The organism is Spirillospora sp. NPDC029432 (genome assembly GCF_040703975.1).
Taxonomy (GTDB): domain Bacteria; phylum Actinomycetota; class Actinomycetes; order Streptosporangiales; family Streptosporangiaceae; genus Spirillospora.
Genome location: NZ_JBEZWH010000004.1, coordinates 96287 through 113238 on the forward strand (window position 1 = coordinate 96287; position 16952 = coordinate 113238).

The 16952-nt window shown below is 67.1% G+C and carries 9 protein-coding genes; 6 read left to right on the top strand and 3 right to left on the bottom strand.

Translation table 11 applies throughout. The features are described 5' to 3' along the window. Positions 1 to 738: 738 nt before the first annotated feature. The 6 genes from AB0881_RS04325 to AB0881_RS04350 all read left to right on the top strand — a co-directional run bounded on the left by AB0881_RS04325 (position 739) and on the right by AB0881_RS04350 (position 12465). A complete protein-coding gene (locus tag AB0881_RS04325; protein ID WP_366614088.1) occupies positions 739 to 1977 on the top strand; it encodes a DNA repair exonuclease in 1239 nt (412 codons plus the stop codon). 5 nt (positions 1978 to 1982) lie between these two features. Beyond that, the gene (locus AB0881_RS04330; protein ID WP_366614323.1) at positions 1983 to 5432 is read left to right on the top strand and encodes an AAA family ATPase; all 3450 of its coding nucleotides are present in this window, start codon (positions 1983 to 1985) and stop codon (positions 5430 to 5432) included. Positions 5433 to 6024: 592 nt separating this feature from the next. Further along, complete coding sequence (locus AB0881_RS04335; protein WP_366614090.1) at positions 6025 to 6978, top strand: hypothetical protein; 954 nt, start codon at positions 6025 to 6027, stop codon at positions 6976 to 6978. Positions 6979 to 7362: 384 nt separating this feature from the next. Further along, positions 7363 to 7644, top strand: a complete 282-nt coding sequence (locus AB0881_RS04340; RefSeq protein WP_366614092.1) for a CATRA system-associated protein — start codon at positions 7363 to 7365, stop codon at positions 7642 to 7644. Then, positions 7631 to 8812, top strand: coding sequence for a CATRA conflict system CASPASE/TPR repeat-associated protein (locus AB0881_RS04345; protein WP_366614094.1), 1182 nt, complete (start codon positions 7631 to 7633; stop codon positions 8810 to 8812). The genes AB0881_RS04340 and AB0881_RS04345 overlap by 14 nt, the downstream gene beginning before the upstream one ends. Then, on the top strand, positions 8809 to 12465 hold the full coding sequence (locus tag AB0881_RS04350) for a CHAT domain-containing protein (RefSeq protein ID WP_366614096.1): 3657 nt from the start codon (positions 8809 to 8811) through the stop codon (positions 12463 to 12465). Before AB0881_RS04345 ends, AB0881_RS04350 begins: the two co-directional genes overlap by 4 nt. A 562-nt stretch (positions 12466 to 13027) precedes the next feature. On the opposite strand, the gene AB0881_RS04355 is transcribed toward AB0881_RS04350, so the two are convergent. Genes AB0881_RS04355 through AB0881_RS04365 form a run of 3 tightly spaced genes read right to left on the bottom strand, consistent with a single transcriptional unit; the run spans position 13028 to position 16882 of the window. After that, on the bottom strand, positions 13028 to 14818 hold the full coding sequence (locus AB0881_RS04355) for an ADP-ribosylglycohydrolase family protein (protein ID WP_366614098.1): 1791 nt from the start codon (positions 14816 to 14818) through the stop codon (positions 13028 to 13030). A 19-nt stretch (positions 14819 to 14837) separates the two neighbouring features. Then, positions 14838 to 15530: a DarT ssDNA thymidine ADP-ribosyltransferase family protein gene (locus AB0881_RS04360; RefSeq protein WP_366614100.1), complete on the bottom strand. Its 693-nt coding sequence runs from the start codon at positions 15528 to 15530 to the stop codon at positions 14838 to 14840. Next, positions 15527 to 16882 (bottom strand): 3'-5' exonuclease, encoded by a 1356-nt coding sequence (locus tag AB0881_RS04365; RefSeq protein WP_366614101.1) that lies wholly within the window; start codon positions 16880 to 16882, stop codon positions 15527 to 15529. Before AB0881_RS04365 ends, AB0881_RS04360 begins: the two co-directional genes overlap by 4 nt. Positions 16883 to 16952 lie beyond the last annotated feature (70 nt).

The following is a 16952-nucleotide window of genomic DNA, read 5'->3' on the forward strand; positions in this document are numbered from 1 at the left end:
CCGCCAGCCTGCTCGTTGCCAGTCGGGCATAGGTTCGGAGCGGGCGTCATCTGCCTTGTCACCCGGCCCTGACTCGTCGGAGCCTCCTCGACCGTGGTGAGCACATCGACGCTCCCGGACAGCATGGTCGACGGGGGGATATTCCCGTGATCAGCCTGCCGAACAGCTTGCTGGTCAGGGGAAGGCCGATGGTCCGCTCGCATTCCTCAAGGTAGGTGCCCCAGTGGTCGACCACAGCGGCCGACATGGCCGGCTGTGACCGGGGCAGCGCCTACCCGATCAAACTCACTGCCAAGCGGGCGCGTGCAAACAAGAGAACACCAAGCACGACAGCGGCTCCGCCCTCGGTGAGTACGAGGGGCAGATCGCCACCACGACACTCGCCCCGCAGGAGAAGACGACGGGCCTGGTGCGCACGAAGGGCGATTTTCGCCCCAAGATCGTCGCGATGACCAACCCGCTGTTCTCTGAGGCGGCACGGGCCCAGGCCGCCTCCTGAACTCGCCTTCCACGGTGCCTCGAAGCGCCGGGGCACCCCGCAATGCGGGCCCGGCTGCCGAACGAAGTGGGTAGCCGGTACACCGCGGGAACCGCTTCATGGCCGGTCCCGGTCGTCACACCACACTTCTTTCGTCGCTTTCAGCAGACGAATCACCACAGAGGGCTAGCGTTCCTCCAGCCCCCTCGCCACCGGACTACCGGACGCCGCACGCCGGCATCCGTGCGAAAAGGGAGAACATGAAGATCCTGCATGCCGCCGATCTTCACATCGACAGCCCGCTACGGGGGCTGTCTCGTTACGAAGGGGCTCCGAAGGACGATCTGCGGCTGGCGACTCGCAGGGCCCTCGACAACCTCGTCAGGCTCGCGATCGACCTGGCCGTGGACGCCGTACTCCTCGCCGGAGACGTGTACGACGGGGACTGGCTCGACTACCGGACCGGCCTCTACTTCAGTAAGCAGATGTCGGTCCTCAAGCAGGCCGGCATCCCCGTCTACATGGTGTCCGGCAACCACGACGCGAAGAACCGCACGACGCGCACGCTCAAGCTCCCCGACAACGTCCACGTCTTCGCGACGGGGAAGCCCGAGACCGTCCGGGACGAGAAGGCGGGGCTCGCCGTCCACGGCCAGGGCTTCGCCCGATGGGACCTCGCGGACAACCTCGCCATCGGCTATCCGGTACGAGACCGCGGGCTGTTCAACGTCGGGTTGCTGCACACGGGCCTGGAGGGCGGCTACTCCGAGCACAAGCGGTACGCGCCCTGCACCGTCGCGGATCTCCAGGCGCGGGACTACGACTACTGGGCGCTCGGCCACGTCCACAAGCAGGAGATCGTCAGCCGGGAGCCGTGGATCGTTTACCCCGGCAACATCCAGGGACGGCACGCACGTGAGACGGGTCCGAAGGGCTGCGTCGTCGTTACCGTGGACGACCGGCTCCAGGTCGCATCGGTCGAGCACCACGACCTGGACACCGCCCGCTGGGAACACGAGGTGGTCGACGTCACGGGTCGCGACGACATCGACCAGGTGCTCAGCCTCGTCGAGGCGCGCTTCCAGGAGATCCCGCAGGAACGGCTGACCGCCGTCCGCGTCACCCTTCGCGGTGCGACGTCCGCGCACACGACGCTGTGGCGGGACCGCGAGAGGATTCTCAACGAAGTCCGTGCGGCGGCCGGTCAGTTCCCGAACCTGTGGCTGGAGAAGGTCAAGATCCGCACGTCCGGCGAGGACGGCGGCGACTCGCGCGAGGGCGCCTCCGGGATCCTGACCGACCTGCACCGCACCCTCTCCGCGCTCGGCGCCGATCCGGACGGTCTGCTGGCCAAACTTTCCAGCCACCCGCTCATCGGAAGGATCCCGGCCGAGAGCAAGGGGCCGGAGGGCATCGCCCCGAGCGACCCGGCATGGGTCCGGCGCCTGGCCGACGAGGCCTACCAGCTCGTCGAGTCCCTGTTCCAGGAAGGGCGGTGACCGGGATGCGTATCGAACGCCTTGACCTCATCGCCTACGGCGCCTTCGACGGCCACAGCCTGGATGGCCTGGGCGAGCCCGGCGTCCATGTGGTCTACGGCCCCAACGAAGCGGGCAAGTCCACGGCGCTGAGCGCCTTCGATCAGCTGCTGTACGGCATCGACCACCACTCCCGGTACGCCTTCCGGCATGGGAACCGCACGAGGCTGGGCGCCAGGCTCTCGGCGGCCGGCGGGGTGGCCCTGGAGATCGTCCGCCGGAAGAAGCGCAAGGACGACCTCGTGGACGGGAACGGCGACCCGCTCGGCCAAGGGGCGCTTGCTCCCTTCCTCGGCGGCGTCGACCGCGAGACGTTCACCACCGAGTTCGCCCTCAACAGCGACGAACTCCGCAGGGGCGGACGGCTGCTCGCCTCCGGCGGGGGCGACATGGCCCAGCTCCTCGCCGCCGCACGGTCGGGCCTGCTCCTCAACGCCGTCCTGAACAAGATCGATCATCGCCAGGGCGAGCTGTTCCTACCGCGGGGAAAGAGGCCCGCGATCAATGCTTTGCTGGACCGGCTCAGGGAGGTCCGAAAGAAGGAAAGCGAGGCGATGCTCCACCCCAATCAGTACTGGGACGCCGAGCACTCTGCGGCCGAGGCGGAGCGGCGCCTTGCCGAGACCGAGGCCGACCTGCGTACCGCGCAGCGGCTACGGAATGCCAGGCATCACCTCCTTGAGAACCTGCCGGCGCTGGCCCGGCTCCGCGAGCTCGAAGAGCAGGTCGAGCAGATCAGCGCGCAGGGGCCGGTGGCCACCGACGACATCCGCGCGCAACTCCCCGAACTGATGAACCAGCGAAGCGAGCGCACAGGCGCGCGCTCGACGCATGGCGGACTTCTTGAGGAGACCGAGCGGCAACTTGCCGGAATGGGGCAGGACGAAGCCCTCCTCCCGCATACCGCCGCAATCGAACGGCTGGCCAAGGGCATCAAGGCGATCCTCGACGAGCTGGACCGGCGGGACTCGGCGTCCGGCGAGGCTTCCGGCAGGCGAGCCCGGGCCGCATCGCGGCTCCGTACCGTCCATGCGGACGCGACGCTGGCCGACGAGAGGCTCTACCGGATCCCCGAGGCCCTGCGCGGGGAGGGCCAGGAACTCCGGGACCGGGGCCGGACGCTCCGCGACGACCTCACTCACGCGCGGGACGCAGTGAAGCGCTGCCGGGACAAGCACGAGCGAATCGGCAAGGAGCTCAGCGCCCTCCCGGCGGGCGAGGACGTCTCGCAGTTGCAGAACGCGTACGCCTCGATCCCCACCGGCCTGGAGGAGAAGCTCGCCGATACCGAGGCCGATGAGAGGAAGCTGGACCGCCGGTTCCGCCAGGCACGCAACCGGCTCGACCTCCCCGAACTGACTCCCGAAGGCGTCCTGGAGCTCCGGCTCCCCGACCAGGAGCGGGCCACCAGAGCCGAGCGGGACTTCCAGGACCTCGAACAGCGTCTCCGCGATCGCGCCAGAGAACTCGACGACGCGCAACACCGATTGGCGACGTGTCGGCGCGACCTCGATCGGCTGGTGAGCGCCGATGCGCCGCCGACACACGAGGAACTCCAAGCGCGGCGTGGTGAGCGCGACGACCTCTTCGCGCGGTTCCTCGACGACCCGAGCGTCCTGGACTCACTCAGCGAAGCCGTCCGGCGAGCCGACGGCACCGCCGATCTGATGCTGCGCCATGCGGAGCGCGTCAACAAGCGGGCTGAACTCTCGCGCGAGATCGCCGACCTGGAAGCCGCCGTCCACGGTCATCAGACGGCCGTGGACGAGGCCCTCGCCGAGCAGGAGTCGGGCCAGCGACGCTGGGAGGCGCTGTGGGAGGGGCATCCGGCTCCGGCACCCGACATCGGGCAGGCGTCGAAGACCCTGGACGCCTTCGACCGGCTTCAGACCAGCGCGCAGGAACTCCAAGACGTCCGCATCGAGCTGCAGGGCCGACGCGAACGCCTCAACGCCCACACGGCCAGGCTCCGGCACCTGCTGCGCCTTGGTGAAGACGCGCCGACCGCCGTCGATGCGGCCCAGGATTCCGCGGTGTTCGCGGAGATGGTGGAGACGGCACGCGGACGCCTTGACGAACATCAGCGAATCGCCCAGGACAGAGCAGCCGTACAGCGCGACCTGACGACCGCGGAAACAGAGCTCGAAGAAGCAGAATCCGCGAAGGCCGATGCCGAGAAGGCCCTGGCCGTCCACGATGGGCGATGGCAGCGGTTCCTGAGCAGCGCGAGCCTCGCCGCCGACCGCGACTTCGATGCCGCTCTCACCGACCTAGAGGACCTTTCCCTCGTGGCGGCGGACGTCGATGCGGCCGAGGCGATGGAGCACAAGCTCCAGGAGGGCGAGCAACGGATCTCCGAGTTCAGGGTCTTGCTGGAGGAGACGTTCGGTGCCTGCGGGCGGGACGTTCCGGTGTCTGTTGCCGGCTGGCCGGATGCCATCGACACGCTCGCGCAGGATCTGCAAGAGCAGCGCGACGGAGCCCAGCAGCGCAAGACCCTGCTCGCCAACAGGGCAAGCCTTGTCGAGCAAGTAGCGAAAGCGGATGCCGATCTGCGCGGGGTGGAAAGCCGCTTGCTCGAGTTCTCCGGACGCCTCGGCCTGTCCTCGATCGCCGAACTGGAAGCCGCCGCAGAGCGTGCCAGCGCATTCAGGGAGAAGACCACCGCCCTCGCGAATATCCGGCAGACCCTTCCGGAAGGAAGGGAACTGGATCGGCTCCGCGAAGAGGCGGAGGAGACGTCCACCGAGGAGCTCGCCGAGGAGCTGGAAGAGCTGAACGATCGGATCGAGGAGCTGGAGACGGCCAGAGCCACCTGGCTCGAACGGCGAGTGGAGCGCCAGGGGGTGCTCGACGGTCTCGACGGTGGCGATGCCGCCGCCCGTGCCGAAGCCGAGATCGCGCAGATCTGCGCCGGACTGGCCGATGACGCCGAGGAGTTCCTGCGCCTGGAAGCCGCGAGGATCGCCATCAACGCCTGCATGGAGGAGTACCGGAACAGCGACCAGGAACCCGTCCTGGCCCGGGCCGCCGCGATGTTCGCCCAGCTGACCTGCGGCGACTATGCCGGGCTCGAGATGTCCGACGAGGAGCGCCCGAGCATTCGCGCCAAAACGTCCGCGGGAACGCTGCTGGTGCCCGCCGCCCTCAGCGAGGGTACCTGCGACCAGCTCTACCTGGCGTTGCGCCTGGCCACTCTCGAACGCCATGCGGTGGCCGGCAACGCTCTCCCGATCGTCGTCGACGACCTCTTGATGTCCTTCGACGAAGAGCGGACGGAGGCCGCCCTGCGTGTCCTGGACAGCATGGCCGACCGGTTCCAGGTCATCGTGTTCACGCATCACAAACACGTAGTCGATGGCGCCGTCGAGGAACTGCCCGCCGGGCGGTGCCACGTTCACGAGTTGCACAGCTGACCAGTCCGGTTCGCCGTAGCCTCCGAGTTGTGCGGCTGCGGTGTCGTTTTCCAACGCGGGACGGCACTGCGGCTAGTGTCCGCGTGGTTCCACTTGCGGCCCGCTGCTGTATCTGGGGCGGGAAGGTGAAGCCCACCGGGTTTTTGTTCACAGCAGGAAGTCAGCGGCTCTTCGATTGGAGTGCCTGCCCGCCTGTGCGGGGGAGGAGGGGAGAGAGTAGGTGTCGGCGGGAGCCTCGGCGATGTTCTGGGTCGGCCTCCAGTGGAGCGACGTGCCGCGCGAGGGTGTCGAACCTCCGCAGCGCCGCCGGGACTACCCGCGCATGCTTGTCGTGGAACTTGGGACGTGCCGCTGGACCGCCAAGGGCTTCGACCGCGGGGCCCTGGTGATCGGCGTCTTCGAGGCCGAGGTCGCTGTCTTGCTGATGCACCCGAGCCGGCGCCTCCGGGTGAGGATCCGGCACCTACATCGTGCGGCGGGGTGCGCGGGCATGAGAGCGGCCACTCTCTCTATCGCCGACTTGATCGTCCGCTTCAGGCCGTCTGTGGATATTCGCGTTGATCCTTGATCGGGCGCGGCCCAAGATACGGCTGTGACGAAGTGGCGGAGGGCGACGGGCGTCGCCGTGACGGTGTCGGGTGCGCTGTGCTTGAGCGCGTGCGCGGGTGACTCGGGCGCGAGCGGCGGCGGGACGGCACCGGCCTCGCGGGCGGCAGGGTCGCCGTCCGCGGCGCCGGTATCGATGGAGCAGTACGGCGCCACGCTGAAGAGTGCCGTCGATCCGCTGGAGACCGAGCTGGCGGACCTGGCGAAGGCCAAGGCGTACAAGGGTCTGCAGGGGCGCGTCGGCGACGTCAAGGCCGCCGTGACCCAGGCCGCCGCCAAGCTCCGTCCGGTCGCCCCGCCCGCCGAGGTCGTGCAGGAGCACACGGGTCTCGTCAGTGCCCTCGGGCGGTTCGAGAGCGTGGTCGGCGGCCTGGGCGGCGAGGTCGGCTCGCGGAACCTGTGCACCGGGGCGGCGGTCCGGGCCAAGATCGGCGACGCGGACGGTACGGGCGCGCTCCGCTCCGCCATGGCGGCGGTGCAGGCCAAGGTGCCGGGCGGGCGGCGGACGCTCAAACTGCCGGCCGCCGGACAGAAGCCGGGGTCGCGCCCGTCCAACGGGGCGCTCATCCGGTCGGGCGGCGGTGGCAACGGGCGGCTCACCGTCGACAACAGCGGCGGCTCGGACGACGCGCTGGTGACGCTCAGCAAGGGCGGCAAGCCGAAGATGTCGGTCTACGTCCGGCACGGTAAGAAGCACACGGTCAACGGTGTTCCGGACGGCACGTACACGGTGTTCTTCACCGGCGGCACCGCCTGGGACGGCGCGGCCAAGGCGTTCGGCCGCGAGTGCGCGTTCCAGAAGTTCGAGGATCCGCTCAAGTACACCACCACCACGACGGCCACCCACATCCGGTACAGCACCTGGAGGATCACCCTTCAGGAGGTCGTCGGCGGGAACGCGCGCACCTCGGACGTGAATCCCGACGACTTCCCCGAGTAACGGTCACGAGCCGCGGACGGACGCGCCGGGCCGTCTGCGTCCACGCGGTCGACTTCGCGTCGCCGGCCAGGGCCCGGCGGGCTCGGCCTCGGCCGGCTCGCCGGCGACCTCGGGTTCGGCAAGACCAACCAAGGAAGAGCCGGCGGCCACCGCATCGAACGCCGCCGGCTCGGCCCCTGCCTAGCCGGGCCCGACGACGAACCCGTCCAGGGACGCCGGCGCGTCAACGCCTGCGATGCCTGACCCGCATAGGTGACTCAATGCGGCCAGAACGGCACAGGGATCGAAGGCGTCTCATCAAGCGGACATGGAACCTGGTCCGGGTTCCTCGACTCCGTTCGTTCCTCATCCGATGCGGCTTGGCCGTGGCCCTTGGGAGGGTGCGTGCACGAGGAATCGGTGATCCTTCTGCGGGAGGCGCTCGGGTGGCGGCTTCCGCCGGTCCGCTGGCCGAAGGTCGCGGAGGCGGTCGAGTCGATGGCTTCGGCGGCCGACCCGGCCACGGTCCTGGGGTATCTGGAGTTGGCCGGGCACACCAGGATCGTCACCCGCGTCGAGATCGATGCCGACGGCCCGGCGTCCGAGCCCGTCGAGATGCCCGGTGAGCTGCGGGAGCGGGTCAACGAGCTGATCCATCGGCTGGAGAGTCCGCATGGGGACGGGTGAGTCCGCTCGTTCCGGACTGGTCGTCCATGTGTTCGTCGCACGGTCGGGGCCCGCCGCCCAGGAGCATGCCGAGCGTCTTGACCACCTGTGGTCGGCCCTCGGATCCCGGCTCGGCATGACCGTGGAGACGAACGGCGCCGTGTCGGTGCGCGAAGCGCCAGAGGAGCCGCTGCGGCAGGCAGTGCTCCGCGACGCTCACGATGTGAGATGCCTGAGCGTCGCGCTGACCGGCGGCACATGGCGAGAACTCGCCGAGTTGTGGGAAGGGTGCGCCGGCGAACTGGACTGGGTGCTCGGCGAATGCCGCCTGTTCGTCGACTATGAGCACGGCCAGCCCACGCCGAGACTGACCCGCGGCGTCCTGTCCGCGCTGCCAGGAGCGGAGCGCGAGTACCGCTTCACCCGGGCCGACCGTTTCGCGCTCTGGGAGACCGGCCTGCGAGATGGTGACGCACGGCGGCTTCGCGTGTTCGCGGTGGTCGCGCACGTCGAGCGCGAACGTGATCTGGACGCGTGGCTGTGGTCGTCCGGTGATGACCGCATGTCGCCTCTCGCTCGCTTCCTCATGCATGCGGCCAAGGTCCGGTTCCAGCTGCGCGTCTACGCCGAGGGACGGGTGTTCCGGCAGGCCCGGCAGCGGGTCGACGACCAGGCCGCCCGGGTGGTCGCGGCGCTGGAGGACGACGGGCTGCTCGCCGCCCACCGGGAGCTGATGAACCACCAGGTCGCGCCGGACGGGCTCATCTGGACCATGACCCGGTTGCGGGACATGGTCCGTACGGTGGAGATCGCCCGGTACAACATGCGCGCCACCCCACTCGAGGACGACCTCGCGCTGGCGGACTGGTTCCGCCTCCGTATCGAGGACGACCTCGGCTACGCCGACGCGGCCCGGGAACGCGCCCGGGAGATCGGTGCGATCACCGACCTGGTGATCCGTGAGCGGCTGCAGGCCCGCGCCGAGACGTCCGAACGGCGCTGGGGCCGGTTCGGGGTGCTGGAGACGGCCGTGATCGGCACGCTCCTGATGATGCTGGCCGCGGTCCAATCCCTGGACTACAAGGTGCCCGTCGGCGACGCGGCCAAGCCCTACATCGTCGCGGCGCTGGGAACGGTCGCCTTCCTGCTCACCGCATTCGGCTTCGTCAGATGGCGGAGGAACCGTTGAACCCCTTGGAACAGATCGACCGCTACCAGATGACCGGCAACCTCCAGGACCTGGAGGAGGGCATCGCCGGTCTGCGTCGTCTCGTGGCCCGCGAACCCACGCCGGAGCTGTTCAGCGGCCTCGGGAACGCGCTGAGCATGCGTCACGACGCCTACAGCCGCCGGGCCGACATCGAGGAGGCCATCGACTGGCATCGCCGGGCCGTCGCCGCGCTCGCCGGGCGGCCCGGGCTGGCCGAGGCGCAGGCCCAGCTCGCGCCCATCCTGTGGCACGTGAAGCGGCGCGAGGAAGCTCAGGCCCTGTTCGAAGAGTCGCTGCGCGGCCCTCTTGAGGACCGGTCGCTGGTGCTGACCAACTACGGGTGGGCGCTGCATCTGGCGTTCATGGAGACAGGCGACCGGGCCGACCTGGTCCGCGGGCTCGAGGTGCTGAAAGAAGCGGTAGAGACCACCGACCCGGGCACCGACCGCTACACCTGGCGGCTCGCCCGGTACGCCAGCGCGCTGTTCGCCGAAGTCGCGGACCCCGCGCGCAGAGCCGAGCTGAACGCCGTACTGGAGACCATTCGGCAGCGCTACCCGGCGGCATCCGAACCGGTCAAACGCCAGGTCCAAGTGCTGGTCGGCTTCATGCTCGCGATGGGAGAGGTCCCGGAGATCCCCCAGGAGGGCTTCGACCTTCTGGCGGACCTGCCGGACGACCTCGCCTCGATGTTCGGCACCGGCCGGGAGGGCGAAGCCCGGCTGCTGGCCATGAACAGCAGCGTATTGATCGAGGACGTCCGCCGAGCCGGAGAGGTCCAGCGGGCGCACGACGCGGTGGAGATGTTCAGGCAGGCGCTGTCCGCGCTTCCCGACGACTCGCCGAGCCTGCCGGAGATCCTGAGCGGGCTGGGGGCGGTTCTGGGCCTGCGCATGGAGATGACCGGCACCACCGACGATCTCGACGAGATGGTCGACGCCCTGCGCCGCGCGTGCCCACTGGCCCGGCCGGGCAGCGACATCTATGGAATGGTCTATTCCGACCTCGGCAACAGCCTTGTCCTGAAGTTCCGGCTCGGCGGGGGCCTGGCGGTACTCGACGAGGCGGTCGCCGCCTACCGGCAGGCCATCGCCTTGGCGCCCGAGCACCCCGAGGTGGCCATGGCGATCACGGGGCTCGGTGCCGCCCTCAGCTACCGCTACGAGGTGACCGGACGGCTGGAGGAGCTGGACGAATCCATCGCCCACCACCAGGCCGCCGTCGACCGGACCGCCCCCGACCACGTCAACTACGGCCTCTATCTGGTCAACCTCGGCTCCGCGCTGCAGGCCAGGTACGAGGCCCTGCACCGTACGGAGGACACCGAAGCCGCCGCGGCCGCGCTGCGCGCCGCCGTCGCCGCGGTCCCGGACGGCAGCCCGTTCCGGCCGGGCTATCTGGCGTCTCTGGGCGAAGTCCTCGCGACCAGATACCAGGTCACGGGGCAGTCAGGGGCCTTGGCCGAGGCCGTTCGCCACCACCGCGAAGCCGCCGAGACCATCGATCCGGGCAACCTCCAGCGGCCGCATGTGCTCAACAGCCTCGGACGCACCCTGGAGCTGAGCGGAGCCGACCCGGCCGAGGCCATCGACCTGTTCAGGACGGTCAGGGCGGCGGCCCAGCCGGGATCGTCCTTCCACCGCAACGCCACCGTCAACCTGGCCGGGGCGCTCCTCGACCGCGCGATGACCGGTCGCGCCTCCGTACGGGCGATGGCCGAGCTCCTCACGGACCTGTTCGACGAACGGCCGCGCCGGAGCCGCTTCCTCGGTCTTCTGGGCGCGCACCGGGCCCAGTCCTCCGACACTCCAGAACTCGACGAGGCCATCGAACTGCTCTCCGAGGCGGCCAAGGAGGACCTGCCGGGGGCCTCGGCCGTCCACAGCCGGCTGGGCCAAGCCCTGCGCCTGCGCTACCAGTTGACCGGCGAACCACGGGCCCTCACCCGGGCACTTCGGACGATGCGGGCCGCCGTCAACCAAACCGGCACCGACGGAGCGACCCGCTCGGTAGCCCTCTACTACCTCGCCGAAACCCTCCGTGACCAATGGCAGCTGTCCGGTGACGAGCGCGCGCGTGCGGAAAGCCTGCTGCGTTACCGGCAGGCCGCCGAGGAGGAGTCCGCGTCGGCGAGCTGGCGGGCGACGGTCGGCCAGCGCTGGGGCGAGTTCGCGATGGAGGACGACGCCCCCGCCGACGCGGCCGCGGGCTTCGGCGCCGCCGTGGCCGCACTGGACGAGGCGGCATGGCGCGGCCTCGGACGCGCCGACCAGGAACGGATACTCCAGGAATTCGAAGGACTCGGGCGGGACGCCGCGGCGGCCGCGCTCCAGGCCGGTGATCCGGCCACCGCTCTCGAACTCCTCGAACAGGGACGAGGCGTCCTGCTCGGCCAAGCGATGGACAGCCACACCTCACTCGATCTCCTCCGTGCGACGGCGCCGGCATTGGCGGACAGGCTGGCCGAGATCCATCACGCGCAGGAGGCCGCCGAGCGCCTGGACCTCACCGAAGGCCCCGACGCGCCGCACCGCCTGGACGAACGGCCCGTCCTGGCTCGACGCCGCCGCGAGACCCTCGCGGAGATCCGCGAACTTCCCGGATTCGAGGATTTCCTACGTCCGCCGAGCAGCCGGAGCCTCCTCGCAGCGGCCGAGGACGGGCCGATCGCGATCCTCAACGTCAGCCGCTACCGCTGTGACGCCCTGCTGGTGACCACCGACGGTGTCGACGTCCTCCCGCTGGCCACGACCGCTGAAGAGGCGCAGACACAAGCGGACGCCTTCGCCGAAGCGTTGGACACCCAGGACCTCACCGGCATCCAGACCTGCCTGGACTGGCTCTGGTCGAACGTCACCGGTCCAGTGCTGGAGGCGCTGGGGCCGTCCCACCGGATCTGGTGGTGCCCGACCGGCCCGCTCACCCTGCTGCCGCTGCACGCCGCCGGACAGGCCCTCGACCGGGTCATCTCCAGCTACACCCCGACCCTGCGCGCACTCATCACCGCCCGTGACCGGGCCCGAGGCCCTCGCACCGCGCGCCGGATGACGCTCGTCGGCCTCGCCGAAACCCCGGGAGCGTCCCCGCTGATGGGAGTGCCCCGCGAGATCCAGGCGGTGACCGAGCATTTCCCCGACGTCGTCGAACTCCGCGACGGCGACGCCACCCACGACCAGGTGATGGCCGCCCTGACCGAGAACGGCTGGGCGCATCTCGCCTGCCACGCCGTCCAGGAGATCGCCGAACCCGCACAGGCGCGGCTCCTCCTGCACGACCGCCCGCTGCTGGTCAGGGAACTGGCCGCACACCGGCTCGACCAGGCCGAACTGGCCTTCCTCAGCGGCTGCGAGACCTCCCGCGGCGGCACCGTCCTGGCGGACGAGGCGATCAACATCGCCGCGAGCCTTCAACTCGCCGGTTTCCCGCACGTCATCGGCACGCTCTGGCCCATCAGCGACATACACGCCCCCGCGGTCGCCGCCGAGTTCTACACCGTCCTCACCGCCGGCGGAACCAGCCCCCCAGACCCCACGGCCGCCGCCACCGCCCTCCACCTGGCCGTCCGATCCCTCCGCGCCCGCCGCCCCGACTTCCCCATCTTCTGGGCCCCCTACCTACACGTAGGCCCCTGAGGCAGGGCTGGTGGTCGCTGTAGCGACCTCCGCCGCGCCGGCCCTTGCTTGCCTGAGAGGAACGGCCACAGCGCTTCCTCGGCTGGTTGCCAATGGGACAGGTGAAGAACGTCCGGGCTGGTTATGCGGTGTACGGACTGACTGGCGCGGGCCCGCATTTCGCGGCGCATAGGCCACGACAGGCGCTGGCGAAAGCGGCCGCTGGTACGCCTATTGGCGGTGCCGGTGTCTGGGCTGGTGTCCGGCGAGCGAACATGGAGCAGCGCGACCAGGTAAACGGCCCATAAATGCGATGAGCCTTCGCGATATAAGTGCGAATGTCCAGCTCGGAGCAGATGCGCCGTCAGGGTCTTGAACCTCGAACCCGCAGATTAGGAGTCCGCTGCTCTTGTATCAAGATCAGTGTTCTCGCTATCAAAATGCTACCACCTTGTCCGCATCCAACACCAGATGGGTGCCGCCCCATGCCGCTGCCCCCGAGCGAACATTGCGACCACGTACGACTCTGTGAGCTGGGGCGTAAAGAAAGCGTGCTCGTACTCTGCCCGGAGGGGCATTGCGCTTACTTTATGATTGGAGGGACGTCGTGCTGCTGACGAGTTACAAGCGCGAGCACGCCAGGGGCGATCTTGATCTCGAAAGCTTCTTCCTCATTGCGCGGAAGTCTCCGTGGTGTTAGCCCTGCTGCAACGGCACGCGATTCGATCGCATCGAAATGGCGGCTTCGAATTCGTATGCGGACAACGGAGGGATCGATCGATTGTCTCGATGTTCCTTGAGCCACGAAGAGGCCGCGATAGCGTACCCATCCGTCGCCGGATTCGAGTGGTCGGACTCCAATGATTCGCTCCAGGGTGAATCTGGTCTTATGCAAGTTTGCAGCTTGAATCTCGATGCCGGCTAGTTCAGAAGTGAGATCTCTCGAATTGAGAGTAGGTTCTAGTATTGCTGGAATAGTCTCTCTCTGTGATGGTGGCGGGATATGAGGCGATGCTGTAGAGGCAGCCCTATTCTGCTGAGAATCCGTATGTATGAAGTAGAGGGTTTGGCCATCCTCGGTTTGAACTCGAAGACGTTGCACAGAGTGCGCCTTGGCCCGGAGCTGAACGATGTCCCCTACTTGCGCCCTGCACCCGTTGGGTAGTGTGATGTCCTGCCCAGCTCTTAGCTCGGGAACGGCCTTGGTGAGTTCGGTAGTTGTTGGTCTCGAAAACTCGAGTGGCAACGACATTTGGTTTTTGCTTCTGTGGTCTGAGTCGACTAGTTCGGTTGCCAGGCGTTGCAACAGTATTGCATCTTGAACCTCTCGAGCTGCTGAGTTGATCCAGTCGCCGCCCAGTGCTGCCCCAAGCAATCCGCCGGTCATTGACGCAAGCGTGTCGGTGTCAGCGCCTTTTAGTGTTGCTGCTGTTTGAAGAGCTCGCAGTGGATCTGCTGAGCCCCAGGCAGCCAAGAAGGCTGCAAGAACGGCAGTAATAGTCCCGGACCCGTTGGTCTTCGTCGCAGTTCCGCCAATTCTATTAGCGAAAGATCTGGGAGTCCCGACCGCACCGAGCGCCAGGGCCTCAGTGGCCTGCTCCAGCATCCGGATTACTTCTTCGACTGATTTCGCCCAGGCTCCTCGGTAGTCGCCAGCATGATGCTGATCGGCTAGTCGAAGCCAGTGTGTGTCTAGCACAGCTTCATGCAGAGCAGACCATGATTTGGCGTCTGCCAGTAGAGTTTCGATTAGCCAGCCGTAGCGAATTGAGGGGGCCTGTCGCAGGCTCATCCACAGGGCATAGGCGTACGCGAGTGCTCCCACAAGTGCACGAGGATGACCATGAGTTAGGATCGCGTCTCGTGTAACGTCGGAAGCCAGCAACCCGAAGTTGTCGTCCGCGTGATGAAGGAGCACGTGGGGAGCGATACGCATCGCAACGCCGTTCGCTCCAGCTGCGAAGTATTTTGCTGGGTCGTCTTTTGATGCCACCCAAGGGGCTGTTCTTCGTGTCCAGGCACGACATGAGCGTTTTACAGAAGCCCCGGCCCCGCGTTCATACTGCAGGAAGAAGGGCAATTCAATGTCCGTCAACTGCTTTACCCAATGGCCATCGGGTGTGAGTCGAGCGCGCGCAGTAGCAATTATCAGCTGGGTGTCATCACTGTACTCGCCCGCGCTGATCTCCTCGTACACCGGCTGGAAACGGCTGCCGGCCTTCCTGGTCCAGGAGAAGAAAATCCCAGGGCCCATACCGTCTGCGCTCGGCGCCGTGTCCAAGACCCGGTCGCGACGCTCGTGGGGCCAGCCGAGAGCATCTCCCACTGCGCTGGCCACGAAGACAGCCCGTGCTCGCGAGGCGACCTCGTTCATGGCGATTCTCTCCACGACATCACTCTGCCAGAGGGTTAGCGGCGAACTCAGGTGGTTGGTGGCCTCGACGGACGGAGCTGCTCAGCTGCCCCTTGTCGAACAGAGTCGGAGCCACAGCGATGGGCGGAAGCTGGCTAACCTGTCGGTTGTGTGAGGCTCGCGCAACCTCCCGGCTGGCTTGACCGTGATCTCGGACGATGATGCTGCGGATGCTGGAACATGGGATAGGTACGGCCACGAGCACTTCTGCTTGGTCATCTGTCGGCCACCACGGAGGATGGCCCGGCAGCCTACGGAACTCTCGCTGGCCGTGCACCACCGGAGCGAACATGGCTTGGTAGCCGGCCAGCCCTGGCCGAATGACTGCCCCGTTTGCGCGTGCGGCGTTGCTAGGGCTGAACTTTGTCTGATCGTGCCATAGGGGCCATGGATCGATAGTGAGAATGACCCAGTCGAGAAAGTTGGGGTCCTCTCCGCGTACCTTGTCGAGATACCAAGTGTTCGGGTACTCGATGGTGCAGCAGATGCGGTCGGGGTGCCCGTCTCTGCGCTGGGTGTCTGTGGGACGGAAGCCCTCCACCTCGCGCTCGAGCTGGGTCACACTACGGATCTCGCCTGCGCCAATGATATGCGCAAGATTCGATGACTTGGTGAAGTGGCACAGTCTAGTAATGCCGCGCCGACGAACATCCTCCTCGATGGGGTTGATCACGCCCCCACCCTCTCGTACAGGTCTGAGGTTTCCTGGGGCAGGAGAGTCGTGAGCTTGCTCGAGTGCAGCAGAATGAGGTTGGTTCTGGCTCTCGTCACGGCAACGTAGAGAAGGCGCGCCTCTCGTGCTGAGGCTTCCTGCTGGCCGTGCCCCTCGACTTCGGTGGGATGCGGTAGCTGATCGGCATCGCACCAGGGGAGTAGGACGGCGTCGAACTCAAGCCCCTTTGCCGCGTGGTAGGTCCCATAGAATACGCCGGATCCGGTCGGCCAACCAGCCATGTTCTTATGTAGTCGGGTTGCAGGTTCGCCCAATAGTTTGCTCAGCTTCTTTTCTTCGTCGCGAGTGCGCAAGAGGATCGCTACTCGATGGCTGGACCTGAGATCGCGAGCCCACTTAGCGGCGGCACGCAATTGGGCCGTTGGGGAACTGTGTACCCAGACGGTCGGCTTGGGGCCGTCTGCACGGGGAGCCTTGGGTACGACCAAATCCACGTCGTCGCGAAAGTGTGGCATCTCCGACATGGCCACGGCGAGACGGGCGATCTGCTGGGTGTTACGGTAGTTGTGTTGGAACTCCACGGGGCGGGAGACTTGTAGCCCAAGGCTTCTCCAGGACATACGGCTGCCGTACATTTGCTGCGCGTAATCACCGAAGAAGGTCAATGAGCCGTCTGGTGGAACCGCGGCGGCCAGTGCACGTATCATCTCCGGTGTAAAGTCCTGGCCCTCATCCACTACGATGTGCTTGTATAGGCGTGGACCATTGTCCTGAGTCAGCTCTTGGTGCACTGCCGACGCAAGGTCGTCCCAGTCGTACCGGTACCCTTGCTGCTGGCGTAGCTGGTGGTAGACGTCACGAATCTGAAAAACGAGAGCCTTATCTGCTTGCGACAGGGGGCGTAGACGGCCGACCCGTGCTGTCCTATTGTACGTGTCGAGGTCGTTCGCCCCATGGCCTGTGATCCAATGGAGTTCGTCTTCGAAAAACCGCGGGCTCCTTCTTAGCAACGGCTGGTCCGGGTTGCGCCGCCGAACTTCGTTCAAGGCGGTGGGGAGGAAGGAAGCGGCTTCGCAGATCTGCCGCCCACGCAGTAGACCTCGAAAACCAAGATACCCCCGCGCGAAGGTGTGGAAATTTTCAACCGTCAGCCCTGGCACCTTCGCGCCGGCTCTGAGGTAGGTGGCGAGGGCCCGGTTGAAGGTGACCAGAAGGGTTCTTCCCTTGCTCTGCGGCGCTACAGAGGCTAGGTAGACGGCTCGGTGGATCGCCATGGTGGTCTTGCCGCTGCCGGCTGTCCCAAGAACCACGAGGTGGCCATGGTCCTTCATGTAGACGACTTCGCGCTGCATCCCAACGGGCTGAGGAAGTTCGTGACCCACAGTCGATCATTATGTCAGATATGGCGTATATATCTAGTGG

Coding starts and splice junctions, on each gene's coding strand:
- AB0881_RS04325 (WP_366614088.1), top strand. CDS start 739: ATGAAGATCCTGCATGCCGCCGATCTTCACATCGACAGCCCGCTACGG.
- AB0881_RS04330 (WP_366614323.1), top strand. CDS start 1,983: ATGCGTATCGAACGCCTTGACCTCATCGCCTACGGCGCCTTCGACGGC.
- AB0881_RS04345 (WP_366614094.1), top strand. CDS start 7,631: ATGGGGACGGGTGAGTCCGCTCGTTCCGGACTGGTCGTCCATGTGTTC.
- AB0881_RS04355 (WP_366614098.1), bottom strand. CDS start 14,818: ATGAACGAGGTCGCCTCGCGAGCACGGGCTGTCTTCGTGGCCAGCGCA.
- AB0881_RS04365 (WP_366614101.1), bottom strand. CDS start 16,882: ATGCAGCGCGAAGTCGTCTACATGAAGGACCATGGCCACCTCGTGGTT.